Source organism: Bartonella sp. MR90HLJMH, from assembly GCF_042194115.1.
Lineage (GTDB): Bacteria > Pseudomonadota > Alphaproteobacteria > Rhizobiales > Rhizobiaceae > Bartonella > Bartonella grahamii.
Window position 1 is genome coordinate 12405 of sequence record NZ_JBHIMM010000004.1, and the last position, 22770, is coordinate 35174.

At 36.8% G+C, this 22770-nt stretch carries 18 protein-coding genes; 15 read left to right on the forward strand and 3 right to left on the reverse strand.

Features of this window, described 5'->3' with window-relative positions:
• The first annotated feature begins 89 nt into the window (after nt 1–89).
• The 7 genes from rpsK to alaS all read left to right on the forward strand — a co-directional run bounded on the left by rpsK (nt 90) and on the right by alaS (nt 9937).
• Nucleotides 90–479: a 30S ribosomal protein S11 gene (rpsK, locus tag ACFIJ9_RS03790; RefSeq protein WP_007347762.1), complete on the forward strand. Its 390-nt coding sequence runs from the start codon at nt 90–92 to the stop codon at nt 477–479.
• Nucleotides 480–573: 94 nt separating this feature from the next.
• Nucleotides 574–1587, forward strand: coding sequence for a DNA-directed RNA polymerase subunit alpha (locus ACFIJ9_RS03795; protein ID WP_015856568.1), 1014 nt, complete (start codon nt 574–576; stop codon nt 1585–1587).
• Between the two features lie 24 nt (nt 1588–1611).
• Nucleotides 1612–2040, forward strand: coding sequence for a 50S ribosomal protein L17 (gene rplQ, locus ACFIJ9_RS03800; protein WP_273788262.1), 429 nt, complete (start codon nt 1612–1614; stop codon nt 2038–2040).
• Nucleotides 2041–2310: 270 nt separating this feature from the next.
• Nucleotides 2311–3705: a DegQ family serine endoprotease gene (locus ACFIJ9_RS03805; RefSeq protein ID WP_375635847.1), complete on the forward strand. Its 1395-nt coding sequence runs from the start codon at nt 2311–2313 to the stop codon at nt 3703–3705.
• An 8-nt stretch (nt 3706–3713) separates the two neighbouring features.
• Nucleotides 3714–5033 carry a replication-associated recombination protein A gene (locus ACFIJ9_RS03810; protein WP_375635848.1) on the forward strand — a complete coding sequence of 440 codons (1320 nt, stop codon included), beginning with the start codon at nt 3714–3716 and terminating at the stop codon, nt 5031–5033.
• Between the two features lie 993 nt (nt 5034–6026).
• Nucleotides 6027–7070, forward strand: a complete 1044-nt coding sequence (gene recA / locus ACFIJ9_RS03815; RefSeq protein ID WP_375635849.1) for a recombinase RecA — start codon at nt 6027–6029, stop codon at nt 7068–7070.
• 194 nt (nt 7071–7264) lie between these two features.
• Complete coding sequence (gene alaS, locus ACFIJ9_RS03820) at nt 7265–9937, forward strand: alanine--tRNA ligase (RefSeq protein ID WP_375635850.1); 2673 nt, start codon at nt 7265–7267, stop codon at nt 9935–9937.
• Nucleotides 9938–11055: 1118 nt separating this feature from the next.
• Here the strand turns inward: alaS and ACFIJ9_RS03825 are convergent.
• A complete protein-coding gene (locus ACFIJ9_RS03825) occupies nt 11056–12837 on the reverse strand; it encodes a glucan ABC transporter ATP-binding protein/ permease (RefSeq protein WP_375635851.1) in 1782 nt (593 codons plus the stop codon).
• 236 nt (nt 12838–13073) lie between these two features.
• Here ACFIJ9_RS03825 and ACFIJ9_RS03830 point away from each other — a divergent pair, with 236 nt between their 5' ends.
• From ACFIJ9_RS03830 to ACFIJ9_RS03860, 7 genes are all read left to right on the forward strand, one after another.
• Complete coding sequence (locus ACFIJ9_RS03830) at nt 13074–14057, forward strand: RluA family pseudouridine synthase (RefSeq protein ID WP_375635852.1); 984 nt, start codon at nt 13074–13076, stop codon at nt 14055–14057.
• Nucleotides 14058–14852: 795 nt separating this feature from the next.
• A complete protein-coding gene (locus tag ACFIJ9_RS03835) occupies nt 14853–15062 on the forward strand; it encodes an ATP-binding cassette domain-containing protein (protein ID WP_375635853.1) in 210 nt (69 codons plus the stop codon).
• Nucleotides 15025–15873, forward strand: coding sequence for an ATP-binding cassette domain-containing protein (locus ACFIJ9_RS03840; RefSeq protein WP_375635854.1), 849 nt, complete (start codon nt 15025–15027; stop codon nt 15871–15873). The genes ACFIJ9_RS03835 and ACFIJ9_RS03840 overlap by 38 nt, the downstream gene beginning before the upstream one ends.
• Nucleotides 15848–16672, forward strand: coding sequence for an ABC-2 family transporter protein (locus ACFIJ9_RS03845; RefSeq protein WP_375635855.1), 825 nt, complete (start codon nt 15848–15850; stop codon nt 16670–16672). The genes ACFIJ9_RS03840 and ACFIJ9_RS03845 overlap by 26 nt, the downstream gene beginning before the upstream one ends.
• A complete protein-coding gene (locus tag ACFIJ9_RS03850; protein ID WP_375635856.1) occupies nt 16656–17444 on the forward strand; it encodes an ABC-2 family transporter protein in 789 nt (262 codons plus the stop codon). Before ACFIJ9_RS03845 ends, ACFIJ9_RS03850 begins: the two co-directional genes overlap by 17 nt.
• A 733-nt stretch (nt 17445–18177) precedes the next feature.
• Nucleotides 18178–18537 carry a hypothetical protein gene (locus tag ACFIJ9_RS03855; protein WP_375635927.1) on the forward strand — a complete coding sequence of 120 codons (360 nt, stop codon included), beginning with the start codon at nt 18178–18180 and terminating at the stop codon, nt 18535–18537.
• Nucleotides 18538–19061: 524 nt separating this feature from the next.
• A complete protein-coding gene (locus ACFIJ9_RS03860) occupies nt 19062–19427 on the forward strand; it encodes a response regulator (RefSeq protein ID WP_015856546.1) in 366 nt (121 codons plus the stop codon).
• Between the two features lie 303 nt (nt 19428–19730).
• Here the strand turns inward: ACFIJ9_RS03860 and rpsI are convergent, their stop codons facing one another.
• Complete coding sequence (rpsI, locus tag ACFIJ9_RS03865; protein ID WP_015856545.1) at nt 19731–20216, reverse strand: 30S ribosomal protein S9; 486 nt, start codon at nt 20214–20216, stop codon at nt 19731–19733.
• A 2-nt stretch (nt 20217–20218) separates the two neighbouring features.
• On the reverse strand, nt 20219–20683 hold the full coding sequence (rplM, locus tag ACFIJ9_RS03870) for a 50S ribosomal protein L13 (RefSeq protein WP_375635857.1): 465 nt from the start codon (nt 20681–20683) through the stop codon (nt 20219–20221).
• 296 nt (nt 20684–20979) lie between these two features.
• Between rplM and recJ the strand changes: the two genes are divergently transcribed.
• Nucleotides 20980–22764: a single-stranded-DNA-specific exonuclease RecJ gene (gene recJ, locus ACFIJ9_RS03875; RefSeq protein WP_375635858.1), complete on the forward strand. Its 1785-nt coding sequence runs from the start codon at nt 20980–20982 to the stop codon at nt 22762–22764.
• The last annotated feature ends 6 nt before the right edge of the window (nt 22765–22770 follow it).

Consider the following 22770-nt stretch of genomic DNA (forward strand, 5'->3'; position numbering starts at 1 on the left):
ATTCTGTTTCTTGTTTGATTGTTTTGACAAGGAAAAGAAGGTGGAGCTGCTGATGTTACGGCAGTGATGAGATCGTTGAAAGGGAAATTATGGCCAAGGAAGCCACACGTGTTCGTCGTCGCGAACGTAAAAATATTTCATCGGGTGTTGTGCATATTAATTCAACATTTAATAACACAATGATTACTATTACTGATGCTCAGGGTAATGCAATTGCTTGGTCATCTGCGGGGGCTCAGGGGTTTAAAGGTGCGCGTAAATCGACACCTTTTGCTGCTCAAGTTGCTGCGGAGGATTGTGCAAGAAAAGCGCAAGAGCATGGTATGCGTTCTTTGGAAGTTGAAGTTTGTGGACCTGGATCAGGGCGTGAATCTGCTCTACGTGCATTGCAATCTGTTGGTTTTGTCATTACTTCTATTCGTGATGTAACACCAATTCCTCATAATGGATGTCGTCCGCGGAAAAGGCGGCGTGTTTAATTGGGTGTTGTTTTTTGTTGTCGGAGATTTCTCTGATGTTCACATTGGTCGTTACGATTGAATGGTAACGGAACTAAAGAACGGGAATAAAAATATGATCCAGAAAAACTGGCAGGAACTTATTAAACCCAATAAGGTTGAATCATGTGCGCATGATAATCCAAATGTTATAAGTGTGATCGCTGAACCTCTTGAGCGGGGTTTTGGCTTAACGTTAGGAAATGCACTTCGTCGCGTGTTGTTATCTTCTCTTCGTGGTGCTGCTATTACTGCTGTGCAGATTGACGGTGTCTTACATGAATTTTCATCGATTCCAGGTGTGCGTGAGGATGTTACGGATATTATTCTGAATATAAAAGAAATTGCGCTTCGTATGGAAGAAGAAGGTCCTAAACGTGTCGTTGTTTATAAAGAGGGGCCTGGTGTCGTGAAAGCGGGAGATATCAGTACCGTTGGGGATATGGAAATTCTAAATCCAGATCATGTTATTTGTACTCTTGATGAAGATGCTGAAATTCGTATGGAATTTATTGTCAACACAGGGAAGGGGTATGTTCCATCTGATCGTAATTGTGTTGATGATGCACGTATAGGACTTATTCCAATTGATAGTCTTTATTCACCAATTCGTAAAGTGTCTTATAAAGTGGAAAATACGCGTGAAGGTCAAGTTTTGGATTATGATAAATTGACCTTAACGATTGAAACGAATGGTGCGGTTAATGGAGAGGATGCTGTTGCTTTTGCAGCACGCATTCTTCAGGATCAATTATCGTTATTTATTAACTTTGAAGAGCCACAGAAGGAGCCTGTTGAAGAGGCTGATTCTGAGCTTTCTTTTAATCCTGCTCTTCTCAAAAAAGTGGATGAATTAGAACTTTCAGTTCGTTCGGCAAATTGTCTTAAGAATGATAATATTGTCTATATTGGTGATCTTATTCAAAAAACAGAATCTGAAATGCTTCGGACACCGAATTTTGGTCGCAAATCGTTGAATGAGATTAAAGAAGTTTTGGCATGTATGGGGTTACATCTTGGGATGGAAATTCCTGCGTGGCCACCTGAAAACATTGATGATCTTGCAAAACGTTATGAAGATCAATATTAAAATTAGAATTTAAGGAGAGGGCTTATGCGCCACAGTAAGTCAGGACGCAAGTTGAATCGTACTGCCAGTCACCGTAAAGCGATGTTTGCAAATATGGCAACTTCGTTGATCGAGCATGAGCAGATTGTGACAACGCTTCCAAAGGCTAAGGAAATTCGTCCTATTGTTGAAAAACTCGTTACTCTTGGTAAGCGTGGTGGTTTGCATGCGCGTCGGCAAGCAATTGCAGCACTTCGTGATGCAGGAAAGGTTGCAAAATTATTTGATACGCTTGCGCCACGTTATGCATCACGCAACGGTGGATATTTGCGTATTATGAAAGCGGGGTTTCGTACCGGTGATAATGCGCCCATGGCTGTTATAGAATTTGTTGATCGTGATGTTGAAGCGAAGGGTGCTGGGGATCGTGCTCGCATGGAGGCTTCTGAGAATGAAAAGAGGACATCTTCGTAAAGTTTTTTACTCTGTTGGATTTTTAAAGGCCGCCTTGTCTTAGGCGGTTTTTTTGTGAGCATTTTTAAGTTTGTTTTAGTTGAGAAATAGGTGCAGAGAGAAAATTATAGGACATTGAAGAATTATCTTATTTTTATAATATTTATTGTTCAAATAGGTTGTTTTTATTCTCTATTATGAAATATTAATAGAGATCCTTAATTTGCGGGGATGAGTTTTTTTATTCTATTAATCTTCAACAGAATGTGCTGATTTTATAAGGAGTGGATTATGAGATATTCTTTTTGGGTGCGGATTTTTTTTGCAATTATGATGCAGATATCATTTGATCATGTATATGCTCATGTACCTCAAACACAAACAGAAATCACTCTTTCATTTGCTCCTTTAGTTAAAAAGACAGTTCCATCTGTTGTAAATATTTATGCAGCTCGACAAATTAGAGCACGCTCACCTTTTGAAGGGGATCCATTTTTTGAGCAGTTTTTTGGTCGTTTTCAAAATAATTTTCCTGTTCGCAAGCAATCGTCATTAGGATCAGGGGTGATTGTTGATGCACGTGGTTTGATTGTTACAAATTACCATGTCATTAAAGATGCAAGCGAAATTAAAGTGGCTTTTTCTGATGGGCGGGAGTTTGAGAGTAAGATCGTGCTCAAAGATGAAGCAACTGATATTGCAATTCTTGAAGTTGAGGAAAAAGATGCTCAATTCCCTGTTCTTTCTTTGGGAAATTCTGATGCTGTTGAAGTTGGTGATCTTGTTCTTGCTATTGGTAATCCTTTTGGTGTTGGTCAAACAGTTACAAGTGGTATTGTTTCAGCGCAAGCGCGTACACGTGTTGGGATTTCTGATTTTGACTTTTTTATTCAAACAGACGCTGCCATTAATCCAGGGAATTCTGGTGGCGCTTTAATTGATATGAAAGGTCAATTAATCGGAATTAATACAGCTATTTATTCGCGTTCCGGTGGTTCTGTAGGGATTGGTTTTGCTATTCCAGTTAATCTTGTAAAAGTGATGCTTGATACTGTTAAACGCGGTGGAAAATATTTTGTGCCGCCTTATATTGGGGCTTCTTTTCAAAATGTTACACCTGATATTGCTGGTGGTTTAGGTTTAGAACGTCCCTATGGTGCTCTGATTATTGAAGTTATCAAAGATAGTCCTGCTGAAAAAGCTGGATTGAAAGTAGGTGATGTTATTTTGAGTGTGCAAGGGGTACGCGTTGATAGTCCAGATAGTCTTGGGTATCGTTTGATGACAGCTGACGTTGAGCATAGTCTTGCTTTGGAATATTTACGAAATGGAAAAACTTTAAAAACACAAATAATAGTTTCATCGATATCAGAAACTGCATTTTTAAAATCTGAAAAAATCACGGGTGACAGTCCTCTTGCCGGTGCTGAAGTGTTAGATTTAACACCGCAAAATAGTCGACGTTTTCATCTTCCTATATCTGCAAAAGGGGTTGTGATTACCAACCTTGATGACATGAGCAATGCAGCTGGAATTTTTCAGTCAGGAGATATTCTACGTGTTGTAAATGGCCATAAAATTCAAACAGTTCATCAGTTGAAAAAGGTTCTTATGCAAGCTCGTTCGCGTACTTGGCAATTGGAATATGAACGTGATGGTATGTATATTCGCCAATTTATTCGTTGAGGTTTTTTTTGAAGAAAGATTTTTTTACTTCGTCTTTTGATTTTCAAGTTAATAAAAATCAGCCACTTGCAGAAAGAATGCGCCCTTGTTCTCTCAATGATGTTGTGGGACAAAAGCATTTGATTGGAGAGGATGGTTTGCTTTCACGTATGGTGGCAACTGGCTCAATTGGATCGATGATTTTTTGGGGACCTCCAGGGACGGGAAAAACAACCGTTGCACGTTTGTTAGCACTTGAAACAAATTTCGCGTTTGAGCAGGTTTCTGCTATTTTTACAGGAGTTTCTGAGCTTAAAAAGATTTTTGAAGTTGCGCAGAGGCGTTTTATATCTGGGGATAAAACACTTCTCTTTGTTGATGAAATTCATCGGTTTAATCGTGCACAGCAGGATAGTTTTCTTCCTGTGATGGAAGAAGGTACTGTGGTACTTATAGGTGCAACAACCGAAAATCCTTCTTTTGAACTTAATGCTGCTCTTCTTTCGCGTGCACGTGTTTTAACATTTCTTTCACATGATCATGAAAGTTTGGACATGCTTTTAAGGCGTGCTGAAGAAGTGGAGGGAAAAACTCTTCCTTTGGATAATGATTCCAGAGACGTTTTGATAGAGATGTCTGATGGTGATGCGCGGGTAGCGTTAACATTGGCAGAGGAAGTTTGGTCTATTGCACCATTGGGAGAGATTCTTGATGTTGTTGCTTTGCAAAAAGTTATTCAGCGTCGTGTGCCCATTTATGATAAAGGACGAGATGGGCATTATAATCTCATTTCAGCGTTGCATAAATCCGTTCGTGGATCTGATCCTGATGCTGCGCTTTATTATTTGGCACGTATGTTGGATGCTGGTGAAGATCCTCTCTATATTGGGCGAAGATTGGTTCGTATGGCCGTTGAAGATGTTGGTTTGGCGGATCCTCAAGCTCTTGTCATTTGTAATGCAGCAAAAGATGCCTATGATTATTTAGGATCACCAGAAGGAGAATTGGCTTTGGCGCAAGCATGTCTTTATGTTGCAACTGCGCCAAAGTCAAATGCAACATATCTCGCGTATAAAGCAGCACTGCGTTGTGCGCGCAAAAATGGCTCTTTATCACCTCCTAAGCATATTCTTAATGCTCCTACGAAATTTATGAAGGAGGAAGGGTTTGGAAATGGTTATTGTTATGACCATGATGAACCAGACGCTTTTTCAGGACAAGAATATTTTCCCGAAAAACTTGGGCGTCAGAGTTATTATAAGCCAGTTGAGCGTGGTTTTGAGCGTGAAATTGTGAAACGTCTTGAGTGGTGGAAACAATTGCGCAAAAAACGTAAAGATCAAAAATAAAATTTGAGTGGAAATACATGTTTTATTGATCTTGGATTTATTTTTTATCTCTTATGTTATTGTATGAGCAGTTTAGCTTATATTTTAAATATTTATTGCATTGCTCGTAGAGATTTTTTTTGATATCTTCAAAAGTGCATATTTTTTATCAAATTTAAATGTGTTATTCAACTTTTAAGCTGCTTTATTTTTGTGGTGTTTATTAAATAATATAATTGATTTATAACGATAACTCACTGTTTTGTAAGTTGAATGAAAGTCCTAAATACCGTGAATTTTACTCATTCCAAGCTTGGTATTTGTTGAAGCAATCAAATCATTCGCTTGCATGTTATAAGCAGGATTAGCGTGTGATAAAAACTGTACAAGAAAGAACTAAAAATTCTTCTTATGAAGCGTCTCAAGTGCCGAGAGTTGTCGCAACATTGGGGGATGATAAATAGTGTGATGGTGCCGACTTTCTCATTCTTTAGTGTAAAGATGGTGGCTCCCAAAGGGCTTTACAGTATACCGCATTCATGGGTGTTGTCACGAAGTGAGCTTGGGGGTGTTGAGAGATGTTTCTTAAATCAAGTGCATGAATATGCAACACAATGGCGTTTTGTTCTTCGATGCGATAGGGGATGAGGTTGATTGATAATGCGTTTTTGTGTGATCAATAGCAGGAGAATTCTTAGTCACTTAAGTACTTAATCAAAGGGATAAGAAGAAGGGCTGTAGAACATTGTGTTTAAATTTAAATTGTTCCTTTTCTAGAGAGATATAAATATGTTAACTATGCTCTCATAGGGATATTATTTTATTGGAGTTTATTTTGTGTCATAAGATAAGCGATGCCAATTCTTTATTGTGATGGTCATGAATGTTATGGACATAATGTGGAGATAGGAATGGAAATAGTCTGTGAAAATCTAAACTCAAGCCTTTAGTTAAATTAAAAGTACAGTGTACACTTAGGTTTTAGGTTATTATGAATCGGTCAAGGATATAATCGTGGATAAAACAAAAGCTCTCGATGCTGCTCTCTCACAAATTGAACGTTCTTTTGGTAAAGGCTCGATTATGCGTCTTGGGCAAAAAGAGCAGGTTGTTGAAATTGAAACAGTTCCAACAGGGTCGTTATCCTTGGATATTGCTTTAGGGATTGGTGGATTACCGAAGGGGCGTATTGTTGAGATTTATGGACCAGAAAGTTCTGGGAAAACAACATTGGCTCTACATGCTATTGCTGAAGCACAGAAAGGGGGTGGAATTTGTGCTTTTATTGATGCAGAGCATGCGCTTGATCCTATTTATGCGCGTAAGCTTGGTGTTGATTTAGAAAACTTGTTCATTTCTCAGCCAGATACCGGTGAACAGGCATTGGAAATTACAGAAACGTTGGTTCGTTCTGGTGCAGTTGATGTGCTTGTTGTGGATTCTGTCGCAGCTTTAACACCGCGAGCAGAAATTGACGGTGAAATGGGTGATGCTTTGCCCGGATTGCAAGCTCGGTTAATGAGTAAAGCGTTGCGAAAATTAACAGCAGCAATTTTTCGCTCTAACTGTATGGTTGTCTTTATTAATCAAATTCGCATGAAAATTGGTGTGATGTTTGGTTCTCCCGAAACGACAACGGGTGGAAACGCTTTAAAGTTTTATGCTTCTGTTCGTTTAGATATTCGTCGCATTGGATCCATTAAAGATAGGGATGCAATCGTTGGTAATCAGACGCGTGTTAAAGTGGTGAAGAATAAACTGGCACCTCCATTCAAGCAGGTTGAGTTTGATATTATTTATGGTGAAGGTATTTCCAAAGTAGGTGAATTGATTGATTTGGGTGTCAAGGTTGGTATTGTGGAAAAATCTGGTGCATGGTTCTCTTATAATTCTCAGCGTTTAGGACAGGGGCGTGAGAATGCAAAGCAGTTTTTACGTGAACATGCGGAAATAGCTACAGAGATTGAAGCAGCTTTGCGCCAAAATGCTGGTTTGATTGCGATTGAATTGTTAGAAAATGCAGGGTCAGAAAATATAGAAAGTGATGAAACCATTTGATGGAGCGTTTTTTTCGTCTATAATTTTTTTCTGTTTTTTTGTTTGAGTTTTTAAATACACAGTCATTTTTTTCTCAATTTTTTAAAACAAATATTCCATTCTTTGATTAAATTGACTCCATGCTTGGCGAAGAGGATATTTAATGAGGGGGATTTTTCTTTTATGGTTTTGTGCTGTATTGAGCAGGTGTCAGTATGAATAGTGTTAATAATATTCGGTCAATATTTTTGGATTATTTTCATCGTAATGGGCATAAAGTTCTTTCTTCTAGTCCGCTTGTTCCGAGAAATGATCCTACACTTATGTTTACAAATGCAGGGATGGTGCAGTTTAAAAATGTTTTTACTGGACTTGAACAACCTCCTTATAAGCAGGCAACAACGGCACAAAAATGTGTTCGTGCGGGTGGAAAGCATAATGATCTTGATAATGTTGGTTATACGGCACGCCATCATACATTTTTTGAAATGCTGGGTAATTTTTCTTTCGGTGATTATTTCAAAGAAGAAGCCATTCTTTTATCATGGAATCTTTTAACGAAGGAATTTTGCCTACCAAAAGATAAATTGTTGGTGACAGTTTACCATAGTGATGATGTTGCTGCTGAACTGTGGCGTAGAATTTCAGGTCTTCCAGATGAAAAAATTGTCCGTATTGCGACGGCTGATAATTTTTGGTCGATGGGAGAAACAGGACCTTGTGGTCCTTGTTCGGAGATTTTTTATGATCATGGCGATGAAATCTGGGGTGGTCCTCCTGGAAGTATGGAAGAAGATGGCGATCGCTTTATTGAGATTTGGAATCTTGTTTTTATGCAATATGAGCAGATTTCTCAGGAAAAACGTGTTGATTTGCCTCATCCTTCTATTGATACCGGTATGGGATTAGAGCGTATTGCTGCTGTTTTACAGGGCGTTCATGATAATTATGACATTGATCTTTTTCGTGCATTAATTGCTGCATCAGAAGAAATTACAGAGATTGAGGCAAAGGGTGATTTTATTGCCAGTCATCGTGTCATTGCTGATCATCTTCGTTCATCTGCATTTTTGATTGCTGATGGTGTGCTTCCTTCTAATGAAGGAAGAGGATATGTTTTACGTCGTATTATGCGTCGTGCTATGCGTCATGCGCATCTTCTTGGTGCTAAAGAGCCCTTATTGTGGCGACTTTTGCCTGCTTTAAACCGCGAAATGGGACAGGCCTATCCTGAATTGGTGCGTGCTGAATCTTTGATTTCAGAAACTTTAAGGTTAGAAGAAATACGTTTTCGTAAAACGCTTGAACGAGGACTTGGTTTGTTAAATGAAGCAAGTACCGATCTTAAAGAAGGAGATCATTTAAATGGTGAAGTTGCTTTCAAGCTTTATGATACCTATGGTTTTCCGCTTGATTTAACGCAGGATGTTTTGCGGCGTCGTGGAATATCTGTTGATGTTGATACTTTTGATAAAGCGATGGAACGTCAAAAAGAGGAAGCGCGTGCCAATTGGTCTGGTTCTGGGGAAGCTGTAACAGAAAAGATCTGGTTTTCTGTTCGTGATAAAGTGGGGGCTACAGAATTTTTGGGTTATGAAACAGAAACGGCTAAAGGCATTCTTACAGCTCTCGTGTGTGATGGTAAACTGGTTGATCATATTTCTTTAGGTCAGAAAGCTATGCTTGTTGTTAATCAAACACCTTTTTATGGTGAATCTGGTGGACAAGTTGGTGATAGTGGGATCATTTCTGGTGAAAATTTTATTTTTGAGGTGCATGATACCCAAAGAAAGGGTGATGGTGTTTTTATCCATATTGGGGTGGTGAAATCTGGTCAGGCATCAAGGTCTGATTGTGTAGAATTAAACGTTGATGTTGTTCGTCGTAAAAAAATTCGTGGAAATCATTCTGCTACCCATTTGTTACACGAAGCTTTACGACAAGTTTTGGGATCTCATGTTACACAAAAAGGCTCTCTTGTATTGCCAGATCGGTTGCGTTTTGATTTTTCTCATCCAAAATCCGTTTCACCAGAAGAACTGAAAAAAATAGAAGATTTAGCAAATGAGATTATTTTGCAAAATAGTAGAGTGGTAACGCGCCTCATGGCTGTAGATGATGCAATTTCTGAAGGTGCAATGGCATTATTTGGTGAGAGATATGGTGATGAAGTTCGCGTTGTTTCTATGGGGGAGCCACTTGAACAGCGAAGATTAAAAAAGCATTGGTCAATAGAGCTTTGTGGAGGCACACATGTGGAGCGAACAGGTGATATTGGTTTGATTCATATTTTTTCTGAAAGTTCTGTTTCAGCTGGAGTGCGGCGTATTGAAGCTTTAACAGGCAAAGAAGCACGTCTTTATCTTAGCCGCCAAGATGAACGTATTCATGAAATTGCTGATCTTTTAAAAACTTCTTCTGCTGGCGTGGAAGAACGGGTGCGAATTTTGCTTGATGATCGTCGTAAACTTGAAAAAGAATTGAATGATGTACGCAAGAAAATGATGTTGAGTGGTGGAATAACAGAAAGGAGCCAAGGTGATATTACCATCATTAAAGGGCTTTCTTTTACCGGACGCGTTGTTAAAAATATTTTACCACGGGATCTTAAGGCGCTCGTCGATTCTGAGAAAAAACAAATCGGATCTGGAGTGGTTGCTTTTATTAGTGTCTCAGAGGATGGAAAAGGGAGTGCTGTTGTTGGCGTTACGGATGATTTAACGGATAAGTTAAATGCTGTTGATCTCGTTCGTATTCTTTCAGGTATGCTTGGTGGTAAAGGTGGAGGTGGCCGTCCTGATATGGCGCAGGCTGGTGGTCCTGAGGGGAACAAAGCTGATGAGGCATTTGCGGCACTAAAAGATTTTCTGGAAAAAATTAAAGAATGAAATCATTCTGCATAGGTGTTTCTTACATTTTTATATTGGGTTGGCGTCTAAGTATCACGAATATCTATCTAGTGTGTTGCTGAAATCAGATACAGCGTAATTGGGGGAAAATCCAATTGTAAAGACAAAATAGATTATGCAGCACTTCATGCTTTGCTGTGTATTCTTTTACTAAGAAGACTAGTTATTGTGTTGCTCCTATAGATTTTTTTGAAGAAATATCTCTTTTTATGAAAGGGATAATACAAGATTTATTGCATACGATTATCCTTATAAAGTTATAAGCTGTCATTATTTTATTAGCTTTCAAATAACTAAAATCCCTTTCCTTGAAAAGGCTTATAAAAGAGTTGTTGTATCTTAGAGATATTGTATTGTTTTCATTTTTCTTGTTATGTACAAGCAAACAGTTTTTTTATTTATCATTAAAAGGTCTTGAAAAGAATATTCTCCTATCTTTATAAATCTTTATTTCAAGTTATAAAATAATGAATTATCAATATAAATCAAAGGAATGTTACACAAATCTAAAGATTTAGATTAATATCTAATTTATTATGATGAGATTATCTTAATATATTGATTTATAATGATAATTTATCGTTTCAAATTCTGTGTATGTTAAATTAATCAAAATCACTCATGGATGTCGTTGTGAAATGGGCTTAGGAGCATTGAGAAATGTTTCTAAAAAAGCCATATGAATGTGCAAAACAATGACATTCTGTTCTTTATGAGAGGATTATAAAGAACGTGATAAACAAAAAGCAATACATAATATTCATTATTAAAAAAGCTATTGCTTCAGTTCGTTTTGAAATTCGTAAAGCTGAGTTAAAAGAAGACGGTAAAACTGGAAGTTATTTTTACCTTTACATCTTTATATTTTCCCTAAATGAGAGTGTATACTCGTTAATACGCACAGATATAGGGCAATATTTTTGTCCCAATCTAGTAAAATTGCAATAGCAGAGAAAATACTAAATTGTTTTAATATCTGTCTTAAATACCTGAAATGGATTGTGGCATTTTTAGAAATCTTTTTACTTGCATTATACAAGCGCTCTTGTTGTATTGAGGAGGATTTTTTTGCATAAGATTTATGAAGAGTATCATTTTTATGATGCTATGGCTTCGTGTAAGGGGATAACATTTTCTCCTTCTCTTTCTGGTGGTTTGATTGTTAAACCACTTGCCTTTAAAAATTTAGAGAAACGCCCTCCTTTATCGATCAATTCTTGAAAGTTTCCTTTTTCCATTAAGTAACCATGTTCCAGAAAGAGTATCATATCAGCATTGCGTACTGTTGAGAGGCGATGTGCTATAATAAAAGTAGTGCGGTTATGGCGTATGGAATCGAGAGCATCTTTGACACGTGCTTCTGTTTCAACATCAAGAGCACTTGTTGCTTCATCTAGAATGAGAATAGGGGCATTTTTTAAAACAGCGCGTGCAATTGCTAGTCGCTGTTTTTCTCCACCTGATAATTGAGATCCTCGTTCGCCCACTATTGTGTTATAACAATCAGCTTTTTTTAGAATAAAATCGTGAGCTTCTGCTAATTTTGCTGCTTCATAAAGTTCTTCATTCGTTGCGCTCGTTTTTCCTATTGAAATATTGTCATGAATAGTACGGTTGAAAAGACCCGAGTCTTGAAATACTGTTGCTAGAGATTTGCGTAAAGATTCGCGATTGATCGAGCATATATTTATTCCATCAATGGAGATATGCCCAAAGGCAGGGTCGTATACGCGCTGCAACAGATTGATCAATGTTGTCTTCCCAGCCCCTGTTGGTCCTACAATCGCAACAGTTTGTCCTGCTTTAACCTCAAAGGAAACATCAAAAACACCTTGAGAAGAATTTGGGAATTTATAGGTCACGTGATGGAATTGTATGGCGCCTTTAACATTTTGAAGGGAAGGAAGATTTTGCGGTTCGTTGATATGAAAGGTTGAGTCTTCCATTTCAAAAAATTCTTGCAGTTTTGCTTGTGAGGATATTGCACAATTAATAAAATTACTCATTTGGTCTAGACGGCTAATCATGAGTTGTGCAAATCCAACAAAAGCAACAACTTCACCTACTCGTAATTGACCTTTTGCAACAAAAAAAGCTCCAAGGAGAAGAACACAAACGATTGAAATTGTTGAAGCCATTCGATTTAAGCCACTGGCCAGCGCCCACCAATTGAGAACAGGATTTTGTGCTTTAAGCAGAGCATTTGTATGTTGATGCAGTATAGAAGTTTCTTCTTCTATTCGGTTATAACTTTGTACAATGGAAACATTAGAGATTGAATCACTGACATGTTTAAAAAGGTTGTGGTGGTAGCATTCTACAGCGGCTTGTCCGTCTTTTGTTTTTCGCATCACTAAACGTGCAATTAATACGTAGATGATGGCAAGCACAACCAAGACTATTGAAAGACGCCAATTCATATTAAACGCTATGGGGATGAGAACCAATAAGGCGACAAGTGTTGAGAGGTGTTGGCGCATAAAATCAAGCCATATGGTTGACATGGAATCTATTGCGCGCAAAAGTGTATGGAGTGCGTTGGAAGTCCCACGTTGTTGATGCCAAATTAAAGGCATGGCAATGATACGTTCGAAAGATTCCGTTAAAACCGTTAAGCGGCGTCTATGGGCTAAGCGGTCAGCACCGCGAGCAACAAGGACATAAGCAATAATATGTGAAAGTCCAAAACAAACCCAAAGGGTAAGAGTAGGAATGATAGCTGATTTTTCTGAAATAGAATCAATAACACGTCCGAATAAAATAGGTTCTGCAATGGTGATAATAGCTAATATAACATTAGCGGTACAGATTAAAAGAGATGCATTTTTTTCTCTATTTAGGTAAGTGAGAACACGTGCATAGGTTTTGAATAAGGACACGGTTAATTATCTCCATTCGCTATTAAGCGTAAAGGCTGTTGATTTTTATAACGCTTAGTTTTTAGCTAATAGAATTTGACCGTTAAGAAAAGGCAATTTTGGATACTAACTGTAATATGGTGTGATAAAGCCAACTAAAATATGAATTTTTGTGTTTATAAAGGCGCAAAACAGATCAATAAAATTATCAGGTAAAAAATTTTGGGCAGAGAAAATTAACAGGTAAGGGAATTTTCATGGCAGGCGTAGAAATAAAAAAAGTTGAGGTAGATGAAAATGGAATGCGCTTAGATCGCTGGTTTAAAGTGCATTATCCAGGACTTGGTTTTGGAGCTTTGCAGAAATTGTTGCGTTCTGGTCAGATACGGCTTGATGGTGGACGTGTTAAAGCCGATACGCGTCTTTGTATGGGGCAAGCTGTTCGTATTCCACCTCTCCCTATTAGTGACAAGGAAAATCTTTCAATAACGGATAAAACACTTCGTGGGCAGGATGATGAAACCGTTTTGAAAAAAATGCTGCTTTATGAAGATCCAAAGGTATTTGTTTTTAACAAGCCAGCTGGGTTGGCTGTACAAGGAGGTTCTGGTTTAACACGTCATATGGATAGTATGCTTGAGGTATGGCGCAATAAAAAAGGTGAAAAGCCGCGTTTGGTTCATCGTCTTGATCGTGAGACGTCGGGTGTCTTTATTGTTGCGCGATCAAGGGGAGCGGCTCAGTCCTTAACAGCTGCTTTTAGAGCGCGAGAAACAAAAAAGACTTATTGGGCGTTGGTTCGGGGCGTGCCTAAAAAAAAGCAGGACAAAATTTCAACGTGGATGGTTAAGGAAATGACTGCACAAGGTGATAAAATGCGTGTTTGTGAACATGGGGAGCCAGATTCACATCATGCGGTTTCCTACTATCGCGTTTTAGATACGCGAGGGCGGGCTCTTTCGTGGCTTGAAATGGAACCCTATACAGGGAGAACACATCAGCTTCGTGTGCATGCTGCCTATATGGATCATCCGATCATTGGCGATACAAAGTATTTTTTTTCTGATAGTAATTGGACATTACCAGGAGGAATTCAAAACCGTCTTCATCTTCATGCACGTCGTATTCGTATTCCTCATCCTTCAGGAGGAATATTGGATATTGTTGCACCTTTACCGCCTCATATGGTCCAAAGTTTTAATCTTTTGTCTTTTAATGAGAGTGATGCTGAAACAGAGTAAAGAAACTTCATTTGTTCTTTTTGATTGATACAAATTTTGTCTATAAATTTGATAAGATGAATAGTGCATCATTTGGAGAAAGTTTTTGATAAGTAAATCGCTATAAGAAAATTGTGTTTTTGAGTGATGAAATTTTCGAATATTGTAAGTTTTCTTTCTACAGCTCTTTATCCATATTGATTGTATTGTTATTTTGGGATACGATGTATTGTTTAATAATCTGAGTTGATGAAGCTGCTCCTTTGAATTATCTACAGAGGTCATATATTGGGGAGGCGTGTCTGTTGAGGGAGATGAGTTAGATAAAATCTGAAAGATATTTACTAAAATAGTGAAGGCGATTTTAATTTTTTCATGGGAGATAATTGAGGCATTTTATAGTAATGCTGAGGAAAAGTATCTTCTCAAGGAATTCCTTTTGTCAAGGAAGTTTGGTTTGTTATCAATGTTGTTTGATATGCTTATAGTATAGATTTATGCTTTGTATCTTTGTTTATATGAAGGTTTATTAGCAAAGTTCTTCTTTCAATGAGCAATTATTTTTCTACTTACTTAGTTTATCCAAAAGATTATCTTTCATAAAAGAAGAAATAAGTTTTTAGTATCTTAATGCTTCATTGAAGTGAACTCATCACATTGAAAAAATATCTAGACAAAAAATTGGAGATAAAACGTCAGGTGCGTTTTATTGCTCTAAGGAGGGCTTGAACACTTTTGTTTTGTCTAGTGAACAAAAACAGATATTTATTATGGGAACATTCAAAGGGGGGGATAAGTTGAAATTAGGAGTGACTGATGGGATCATTATTGATTGACGTTAATAACGTCTCAAAAATATATCGCAACATTGACAGAGGAATTGGTTTTAAAAACAAGGTGGTTTCTCTCTTCAAGCCGGTTTATACAAATCATCATGTGTTAAAAGATATGAGTTTTACCCTCTTTTCAGGGCAATCATTAGCAATTCTTGGCCCTAACGGAGCGGGTAAATCGACACTGGATTAAAATACTTTCTGGTATACAATATGCTGATGAGGGATGTATTAAAGTCCTTGGTGTTGATCCTTATAAAGCAAAAAAAGATCTGTTCAAGTCTTTGGGTGTGGTCTTTGGTCACAAGAATTGTTTGTGGTGGGATTTACCCTTACGCTACAGTCTGGATATGGTTCGACCATTATATGGTCTTGAACGCGCCTCTTTTACCCGTGATCTTAGAGAGATTACAGAGTTGCTGGGTCTTGAGCATATTATGGATAAGCCAGTGCGGATGCTTAGTCTGGGTGAGAGAGTGAAAAGTGAATTGGCATTTAATCTCTCCTTTAGACCTAAACTGTTGTTTCTCGATGAGCCAAGTATTGGTCTTGATATTACATCTAAGCATGAAATCAGGGAGCTTCTTAAAAAACTGAAAAGGGAGCGCGGCACAGGGTATATCATCACGAGTCATGATATGGGAGATATTGATGGATACGTTGATGATATTATTCTCTTGCATAAGGGAAAGAAACAGTTTCATGGCAATCTTCAAGCGCTTAAAAATGTCATTCCTTCTTTGGTGAGAATGACGCTTTTTTGTGAACACGTAGCTACATCTTCAACTGTTGTAGAAAAAATTGATGAGATTGCGTTGAAATCATCTACTTCTTTAAAGGATAAGCACTTTAACGCTGAAGAATGCTCGCTGGAGGTTTCGCTGCCCCGTGAGGATTTTGCGCGTTTTGTACGCGAAATTACAACCGAACTGAACTGTACGTTCTCTGTATCCACTCCCTCGCTTGAAGAGATGCTCCGTGTTAAATTTAAAGAATTTATCTAACCACTGCTTTGGTATGTTTCTTTTTGCCAAGAATGGATTACTCACTGTTCTAAGTGATAGAGTAATGTTTTTTACCGATATTATCATTGGGACACTTTCGCCATTTGTTATTCAACTTCTATTATGGAATGCACTTTTCTCTGATATGGGCAACACCATAAATGGCTTTAGCTTTCATGATATGATGTATTATTATGCTTTTGCTTTAGTCCTAGGACGCTTAAATAATGGTTATAATGTGATTAAGTTTTTCTCTCATCATGTTAAAGAAGGTCAATTAGAAGTATATCTTACAAAGCCCTTCAGTTATATGACACAAATGCTTTTTACTTTTTTAGGGGAGAGTGTATTATATAGCATCCCGTTATTGGCTCTTTTTGTTGTTAAGCTTGTTTCATCCTATGAAAATATTCTGGGATTGGTCATCGCTTTTCTATTCTTTTTTCTCATTGTTATTCTATCACAATTGCTTTGTTTTTTAATCTCTTTTGGAATTGCCTTATTAAGCTTTTTGGTGATTGAGTACAATATATTACTCTCTTTCAGTATTCTCAGTTCAGCGCTTCTTGGGGGTGTTCTTTTACCACCATCTTTTTGGCCGGTGTGGCTTATTCCGCTTATGCAATTTAATCCTTATCGTTTCATGATATCAGCTCCTGCCGAGTTTTTCGCGACGCAAAATTTAGCGTTGTTTCAGCAGTTTATTTTCGGAAGTTTTACTTATATTTTGTGTCTTTTATTCTTAATTTATATTGCTTGGAATAAAGGAATGAAAGCATATAATGGAGCGGGTGGTTGAGATGAAAATAATCCTTCATTTTATCAGCCTGAATATCCGCCGACAGATTGTTTATGGTAAGAATTTGGCTGGGGAGTTTATTCTTTCTCTATGCTATTATTTTATTCAATTCATATTTATTGATAGAATATCTTCTTTTTCAGGAAAGATCGGTAACTATAGCACAGATGAAATTCATTTTATCTTTGTTGTCTTTGTTTTACTTGGAATATTTTTGAATATTTTTACTAATTCTATTGAAACATTTTTTGAAAAAGTAGCGGATGGTAAAATTGAGCCATACTTGATAAAGCCTGTTTCAATCTGGTTGTTGATGTTGTTTGGTTGGTGTAAACCACTTAATCTGATCAAGCTCTTTGTTCTTTATGTTAGCGCCTATTTATTTGTATCATTACCGAATATATCCGATCTTAAGCTCAGATGGATCTCTTTTATTGTTGCAATATTTTGTGTTTTTATCGTCAATATTTGTTTTTTCATGATGTTTAATTTTATAACATTTATTATTAGCCGTAAGATGCCTGTCGAATATTTTCATGAAATGATTTACGAGCTGTCATTTGTACCAATAGGCATTTATCCTTTAAGCATCGTAAAATGGTTTTTGTTTATGCTTCCTATGGCTTTTTCTGCTTCTTTGCCCGTTTCACTGTTATTTGGTAAAGGCGAATGGAATATTGGATATCTTCTGTTGAGTACTTTTCTTTTTATTGCTATGACTTTCATAAGTTTAAAAAAAACAATTCGTAAATTTAATGGATTAGGGGGATGATATAAAAGTCAGAAAGTTATAATCGTGGAAGACAATGAACTTTATTAAAGAACTTTATTAAAATTATTCCGCGTTCTTGTAGAAACGAGAGGCTGTGAAATCGTCAAAATGTGTAATGTCCTTATGGCATTAGATTTGGCGCGTTCACCAAAAGTTATCTCTTATTGTATCTGATTTAGCTTTTTCAATCAAAGAGCTAAGCTGGAGTTTACGCTAATTTTTTTACTAGGACAGCTATTTCTTCCTAATTTATAATAATGCAAATAATTTTATCAGAATCTTTCAATAAAGTATTTTTTTGTTTTCTGTAAATTTTAAAAATATTTATCTTACTATATTATATAAAAAATAAAAAACAGTACGTGTAACTAAAAAACAACACGTTGGTATTTTTTGTACTGTAATACCATAATAATATTTATGATAATAAAACTAAAATTATAATAAAAACAATAAAATAATTCTAATTTAATACATTTTAGCATTAAATTGTATAATATAAAAACACAAATAAAATAATTGACAAACTTAAGATAAATATGTAACGGGTATATTGTAAATGTAATATAATATAAAAATAGCAATTAAAATAAAATTATTAATTAAAGTTTTGTATTATATTTTTTATTATAAGAAGATAAATATACGTTATCGATAGATGATGTAATGTTTTCTATTTAGAGGGGGTGGTAAAGAAAATTTATTTTATTAAACATTGTAATAGGTGGTTATGATGAAAATATTTAAGCATTGTATAGTATGTGTGGTTGCAGTCGCTATTTTCTTTTCACAGGTTTTAGGAGCCAATGCCGATTCTTTAAATGGTAGATTTCAAAATGCTGGTTTCATTTCTGTAATGACACAGGAAAATAGAGTTATTAAAGCTGTTGATATGATTATTAGCCAATTTGGAGGACAAGGGGCTGAGAAAAATGTCCAAAAAGTCGCAGGTTTAATGGGGATGGAGGCAGCGATTTTTGGTTTAATCGCATATCTTGTATATTTCTTTACTAGAAAGCCACCGAGTCCCGGAAGAACGACAGGTGGAAGAACATTCGATGCTTTTGCTTATAGTGCATGGGCTTTGAATTAAAAGATATTTTACTTGATGAACTTTGAATTATTCTGTTGTTGAATATTTTATATAAATAAACCGTGATATTTAATCACGGTTTATTTATATTTTACTCTTAATGATATTGATAAGTTTATCCTTAAGATATTGTTTGGGGGATGGCAGTATATGGCACATTAAATTTAACTAATCAGCTATTTTAAAGACTACTTAAATTTTTTCCTCTTTAAAATACGCATTTGAGCTAAGTTTGTGGCTGATATTTTTTTATGATGAAAACGCGAATGCATTAATTGAGATATCCATAAACTTTGCATATTAACTCAAAAAATATACGGTAATACAATCTTACAACTATTTGTGGGTTTCATTTTTATGAAATGAAAAAGCATAGTGATGAGTATTACAAATGTTTGCGTAAAAAGCTTTTATTGGAAGCTTTTAGTCTCTTTGTGGTTTACAATTTTTTTTATCATTTTATCTTAAGCAAAGAGAATGTAGATTCATTCCTATTTTGTTTAAGAAGGGTGGAAGTTATACTAATGTCAAAAAAAGTCATGATCGTGGAAGATAATGAGCTTAATATGAAGCTATTCCGTGATCTCGTAGAAGCGAGTGGCTATGAAACCATTGAAACGCGGAATGGTCTTATGGCATTAGATTTGGCGCGTTCATCAATGCCATCCCTTATCCTTGTGGATATCCAGTTGCCAGAGGTCTCTGGAATAGATGTTATTAAACAATTAAAAGAAGATGAAGAACTAAGATCGATTCCCGTTGTTGCTGTAACAGCCTTTGCTATGAAAGGGGATGAAGAACGAATTCGTGCAAGTGGATGTGAAGAATATATGTCAAAACCTATTTCTGTCCCGCATTTTATCACAATGGTAAAGCATTTCTTGGATTGAAGCTTGTTAAGTAATGATAGAAAAAGACATTGAAAAGCTTATGAGATAACTAAAGTTATATTACAGATATTTTGTATTCTAGCACGTGGATATGTCTATTAAAAAAATACAAGTTTTTAAAAATTGAAACTGAGCTTTTGAATTTTTTGATCTATTTTTTAGCTCTTGTCTAAGGAGAATCGGTTGTTTTGCATTCTTATTTTCTTCTAACCGGTGTAAATTTTTCTCTACTAAAAATCTGTTTTAGCAGTTAAAAAAGCCCCGTTTTTGTCCGAGGCTTTATGCATTGTACAAAAAATGAAATTAACGCTTTGAGAATTGGAAAGAACGACGTGCTTTTGCTTTACCGTATTTTTTACGTTCAACAACACGGCTATCACGGGTGAGAAAACCACCTTTTTTCAAGATTGAGCGAAGTTCTGGTTCGTAATAGGTTAAAGCTTTGGAAATGCCATGGCGCACTGCACCAGCTTGTCCGGAAAGACCACCACCTGCAACGGTTGCAATAATATCAAACTGGGTATCCCTGTTTGTTGCAACAATTGGTTGACGAAGAATCATTCTAAGAACAGGACGAGCAAAATATTTGTCAAATTCCTTATTGTTGATCGTGATTTTTCCAGAACCTGGTTTAATCCATACGCGTGCAACAGCGTCTTTACGCTTTCCTGTTGCATAAGCACGTCCTTGTGAATCAAGCTTTTGCACGTGGACAGGAACAACATTTTCATGTGTTTCTGTAATACTTGTTACTATGCTAAGCTCAGAAAGAGAATTAATTTCAGCCATAATCAAGCAATCCTTTTGTTTTTGCGGTTTAAAGCACCAACGTCAAGAGATTCAGGCTGTTGTGCTTCATGTGGATGTTGGCTTCCAGCGTAAACACGTAGATTCTTCAATTGACGGCGACCAAGGGGACCACGAGGAATCATGCGCTCTACCGCTTTTTCAATAACGCGTTCGGGAAAACGCCCCTCAAGAAGTTGACGTGCTGTACGTTGTTTGATTCCACCAATATAGCCGGTATGCCAATAATATTTTTTATCCGTATATTTTTTGCCAGTGAGAGCTATTTTATTTGCATTAATGACAATAACGTTGTCACCATCATCAACATGTGGAGTAAATGTAGCTTTATGTTTGCCACGTAAGCGGTTAGCAACAAATGTGGCAAGACGACCTAAAACAAGGTTTTCTGCGTCAATAATAACCCATTTTTTCACCACTTCAGTTGGCTTTTGTGAAAAAGTTGCCATAGAAGTATCCTTTATTAGAACCCTTTTAATATAAGGGAATTTTTACTGTTTTGCGTTGAAAATTGTTACCATAGCGAAATATTTAACGCATACTACTTGCTCTGATATAATGTCTTTTGATTGACGTCAAGAGAAAATAAAAACTTTATAAAACAATATGTTATAATAATGGTATTATAATACCTCATTAAAAGAAGTTTGTGTACCATTTAAACTTAAAATGAATGTTGCAAAAGACTATTTTATCTTTACCGCATGATTGTATTTTATCTTTCTTCATTATAAAATAAGCAATAATGCAGTGGTCTCGTTATTTTCTCAATGTTGAATCTTCTGCTTGTGGTCAAGCTTGGTTAGATGCCCTTGATGTTCAAGGGATAAATAATGCGCGCGCTATTTCCCAAAAATTTGGTTTTCCAGATCAGTTAGCTCGAGTACTTTCAGCAAGAGATGTGGATGAAGCTGAGGCTGTTGCTTTTATTAATCCAACATTACGTACGCTTATGCCTGATCCAGAAAGTTTTAGGGATATGCAATGCGCTGCAGAGCGTATTGTTAAGGCTCTTCTCAATCAAGAACAGGTTGCTGTTTTTGGTGATTATGATGTTGATGGTGCTTGTTCTTCAGCACTCATAGCGCGTTTTTTTCGTTATTTTGGTATTGAAGTCAAAATTTATATTCCTGATCGTATTGTTGAAGGCTATGGTCCGAATGAACAAGCAATGAGGATGCTTGTGCAAGAAGGTGCTCGGTTAATTATCACTGTTGATTGTGGCGCAAACAGCCCAGATGCGGTAAAAGCAGCGAGGCTTGCTGGTGCTGATGTTGTGATTTTAGATCATCATCAAATGTCAGAGATTCATCAAGAAGCCGTTGCTCTTGTCAATCCTAATCGTCCTGATGATTTTTCTAAACAGGGGCATTTATGTGCAGCGGGCGTTGTTTTTGTTACGTTAGCTTGGGTTCATCATTTGCTGCGGAAAAAACAATTCCAAGGGCAGCTGCCTGATCTTTTAAGTATGCTTGATCTTGTTGCATTGGCAACCATATGTGATGTCGTTCCATTACAGGGGGTTAACCGTGCTTTTGTGATAAAAGGGCTTCAAGTTGCTCGTTCTATGCATAATCCAGGAATAACAGCTTTAACAAAGGTTGCACGAATAGGGGAGCCGCTTAATAGTTTTCATTTTGGTTTTTTGTTAGGTCCTAGAATTAATGCAGGAGGGCGCATTGGTGATCAAGCTTTGGGAGCACGTTTGCTTAGCTGTGAGAATAAAGATGAAGCGGACAGAATAGCAGAACAATTAGATCAGCTTAATCAAGAACGCCAAGAAATGGAGAACATTCAATTAACACAAGCGGAATCTTATATTGCTTCTCTTTATCAAGATCAAGAAATACCCTTGTCACTTGTAATTTCTCATAAAGAATGGCATCCGGGAATTATTGGTATTCTTGCTTCCCGTCTCAAAGAGCGTTTTTTTTGTCCTGTTTTTGCTATTGCTTTAAAAGAAGATGGAAATGGCGTAGGGTCGGGACGTTCAATTAATGGTATAGATTTAGGAGCACTCGTTCGTGAAGCTGTTACATTAAATTTATTAGAAAAAGGAGGGGGACATAGTATGGCAGCAGGAATTACAATTCAATCAACAAAAATTGAAATCTTTCGAAAATGGCTAGAAGAAAAAGTTTCTTTAAGGGTTTCTGAGTTGCATGCTAAAAAGTCTCTTAGTATAGATGGTTCTCTTTCTGCTTCTGGTGTTAATGAAGCGCTGTTTGAGTTGCTTGAAAAAGCAGGGCCATTTGGGACAGGGAATGCAACACCTGTTTTTGTTCTTCCCTCTCATCGATTGGTGAATCTATCTGAAGTTGGTAAAGGACATCTTCGCCTCATTGTATCTAATGTTGAAGGAAAAAAACTGCAAGGAATAGCTTTTCGTGCTGTAGGGACATCGCTTGGTGATTTTCTTTTTGAAAATATTGGTGAGATGATTCATTTAGCTGGTCATCTTAGTTTGAATTATTGGAATGGAACGACCAATCCGCAACTGCGTGTGATTGACGCAGCCGCAGTGGTTTGAAAGGGA